At 35.9% G+C, this 1,217-nt stretch carries 1 pseudogene; it reads right to left on the reverse strand.

Going from position 1 to position 1,217, the window contains the following annotated elements:
• Window positions 1–516, reverse strand: a pseudogene (locus H4J75_RS19555) (hypothetical protein); the annotation flags it as partial.
• Window positions 517–1,217: the final 701 nt, after the last annotated feature.

The following is a 1,217-nucleotide window of genomic DNA, read 5'->3' on the forward strand; positions in this document are numbered from 1 at the left end:
ATTTTGAAAATTTAGTTCTTCATTAGCGATAATCAGTTCGGCGGCTCGTTTTTCTTTCTCTTCATTTTGAAAATTTAGTTCTTCATTAGCGATAATCAGTTCGGCGGCCCGCTTTTCTTTCTCTTCATTTTGAAAGATCAGTTCTTTATTGGCAATAACCAGTTCGGTGGCTCGCTTTTCTTTCTCTTTATTTTGAAAATTTAGTTCTTCATTAGCAATAACCAGTTCGGCGGCTCGCTTTTCTTTCTCTTCATTTTGAAAATTTAGTTCTTCATTAGCAATAACCAGTTCGGCGGCTCGTTTTTCTTTCTCTTCATTTTGAAAATTTAGTTCTTCATTAGCGATAATCAGTTCGGCGGCTCGCTTTTCTTTCTCTTTATTTTGAAAGATCAGTTCTTTATTAGCGATAACCAGTTCGGCGGCCCGCTTATCTTTCTCTTCATTTTGAAAGATCAGTTCTTTATTGGCGATAATCAGTTCGGCGTTCCACTTTTCTTTTTTGCTTGTTTTAATCACTTGTTTTAATCACTTGTTTTAATCACTTTAGCCTCTTTAATTACTTTAGTCCATGGCAAGATTATTATAAATTTAACTTATAGAACATGGCCTGGTCAGGCCGTTTTATATTCAATAGGGGAAATAGATCTTTAATCAAAGTTTAGTTCCCCTCTGTTGCCAAAGTGAACAATAGGTATTCATCAATATTAATTTTTGGGCATGACGAATATGTGCGAAAGCTAGCGTTCTGAGACGGGCCTGATTAGCATGAATAAGCTTGAAGCGGAGGTTAGGATTCACAAGTTGCTAACTTAACCTGTGCGCCTTGAATTCAAATGGTTAATCTAAGTATTGCTGATAGATTCTTATATTTCTAACTTTTCAAAAGCAAAAGGCCGTTACTTTCGTAACGGGCTTTTCTTTGTTTGGCGGTGAGAGTAGATTTGAACTCTACTGGAAGGTTAGTGCTATAAACCCTTTCTTATGATTTCTAGTTTTTAAAAAGCAAAAAACCCGTCAATCTTTCGATTAACGGGCTTCTCTTAATTTGCCGGTGAAAGTGGATTTGAACTCTACTCGAAGGTTTAGTGCTACAAACCTTATTTATAATTTCTAACTTCAAAAAGCAAAAAACCGCTAATCTTTCGATTAGCGGTTTTTCTTTGTTTGGCGGTGAAATAGAGATTTGAACTCTACTCGAAGGTTTAGTGCTATAAACC

The organism is Colwellia sp. BRX10-1, from assembly GCF_014077545.1.
GTDB lineage: Bacteria > Pseudomonadota > Gammaproteobacteria > Enterobacterales > Alteromonadaceae > Colwellia_A.